The organism is Arthrobacter sp. Y3224198, from assembly GCF_059090025.1.
On sequence record NZ_JBNHFG010000064.1, the window covers coordinates 1 to 2,272 of the forward strand.

Consider the following 2,272-nt stretch of genomic DNA (forward strand, 5'->3'; position numbering starts at 1 on the left):
GTGTGGGAGAGTAGGTCACCGCCGGACAATTTTTTGATGGTTGAGGGCCCCGCATGGTTGCGGGGCCCTCACCTGTTTAACCCGCAGGCGTCCATCGCGACCGCGAGCTGTCAGGCCACAGTCCCGATGCGTTTTGCCGGATGTGTTTGCTCCGGAGGTATTTCTTGGCTTTTACCCTTACGTCTCGTCTTTGACAGCTATAGCCTCGCCAGCCCGGGGCAAAAGTGATTTCCATGGCGCCCCTCTTGTTAGCTGGAGAGAGGATCCAGGACCTATGAGTCGAAGAAAAGCACTCACGCCGTCTACGGCTGTGCGAAGGAGGATGCGGCGGCACCTCGGCTATCCGCTGAGCGTTCTAGGCGCACTGGCCGTTTTGATGCTGGGAACGGTTGTCCCGGCCCAAGCAGTGTTCTCGGGGCCCCAGCCGGGCGAGGCAGTACCCACTGCTGAAGTTGAAATCACGATGACTGGAACGGGTGTCGGTACCAGCGCGACGGGGGGATTGCCGCCCATCGGTCAAACATTCGATCCAACCGCGGGCTATCCGGGTGACGTACCGGCGGGCTATGAAACCAACAACCCGGGCTTTGCCGGAACCATCCTCACCGCGGATGCTGCCGGCAACGTGCAGGAGATGTACTGCATTGACATCCGAACCAGCACCTATTCGGGTCTTGGGTATGAGAGTGGAACGTGGGGTGAAGCGAACGTACCCAATGTCGGCTATGTGAACCGTATCCTCAACAGCTATTACCCGGACCAGCCGGGTTTGCCAGCTGAAGCAACCTCTGATGCCCAACGTGCAGCGGCGGTGCAGGCAGCCATCTGGTTCTTCAGCGACGGTTTTGTGCTGCAGGATACGGATCCGCTGCGTCCGCTGGTCCAGGGAATTGTTGATGCCGTACTGGCCGCCGGCCCGTTGACAGAACCGCCGGCTCCGGACGTGACCATCACTCCTCCGGTGGCAGCCGGGCCGGTGGACGGCGTCACCGGGCCGTTTACCGTTACGGCGGGAGGGGGCGCTGCACTCACTGTCACAGCTCCCGCAGGGTTCACGCTCTATTCAGATGCTGCCGGCACGGTGCCGTTGGTCAACCCGATCCCTTCGGGCAGCCAAGTGTGGGTACGCAGCACTGCGCAAACCACTGACCCAGCCACCATCACGGCCAGGGCTGTCGTTCCGGTGGAGACGGGCAACGTCTACCTCTACGCGGGTAACAATCCGAGTGTCACGGCGGCACAGAAGCTCATTCTCGCGGCTGATGCGGAAATCGAGTCCAGCGCAGAGGCAACGGCGCAGTTCTTCGTTGCCGGGGATCTTGTGGTCAACAAGACCTTTGCGGGTGAAGGTGCAGGCCTGCAGGGTGCCATCACCCTGAACGTAGACTGTGGCGCTGTTGGGGTGTTCGTCTTCGAAATCCCTGCAGGCACCGCCGCCACGCTGTCCGAGACTATTACTGATCTGCCGGTGGGCACCGTATGTACTGTGAGCGAACCGGTAACCGGCTCAACAACAGAGGTCACCGTGACGCCGGCTATTGCCGATCCGGTGACTATTACGGAGGGAACGAACATCCTCACCGTCACCAATACAGTGGAATACAACCCGGGCAGCGTCACCGTCGCGAAAACCATCAGCGGCTCGGGGGCCGGCCTGCAGGATGACATTGTGCTCCATATCCAGTGCGGCGACGGGTTGTTGGACGAAGTGTTCGTTCTGCCGGCAGGCACCCCGGCAGGAGTGTACACACAGGTGTACCAGGGCATCCCCGCCGGTGTGCTGTGCCGGGTTTCGGAACCGACCACAGGGGCAAACGAAGACGTCACAGTGGCAGCCTCCGGTACTGCGGAGGTAACCATCCTGCCAGGTCAGACGCAGTCGGCGGAGCTCGTCAATGAGTATGCTCCCGCCCCCGTCACCGAACGCCTGCCGCGCACGGGTGCTACCGGGGCATTCCCGCTGATAGCGGCCGGAGGCGGATCAGTACTGGCCGGATCCCTGTTGCTGCTGGGTACCTACCGACGGCAGCGCAGCTGACCGCGATATTTGCGGGACTTCCGGAGCCGGCATCCTCCCTTACCGGGGGTGCCGGCTCCGGCTGCCTGGAGGTGATTTGCGGGTCCCGCTTAATCTGTGTAAAGTCTTTCTAGTCGCCGAGGCCGGGACGCTGAAATAAGCGCCCGAAGCATGGCGGCCAACCCCAACAAAAATCTTCGGTTGAACCGTTGCGCGCCCTTCGGGTGGCCGGCGGATAAGACCGTGATGGATGCT

The 2,272-nt window shown here is 61.7% G+C and carries 1 protein-coding gene; it reads left to right on the plus strand.

The genetic code is table 11. The features are described from left to right. Positions 1–463 precede the first annotated feature (463 nt). On the plus strand, positions 464–2,038 hold the full coding sequence (locus AC5RUF_RS16275) for a thioester domain-containing protein (protein WP_494131285.1): 1,575 nt from the start codon (positions 464–466) through the stop codon (positions 2,036–2,038). Positions 2,039–2,272: the final 234 nt, after the last annotated feature.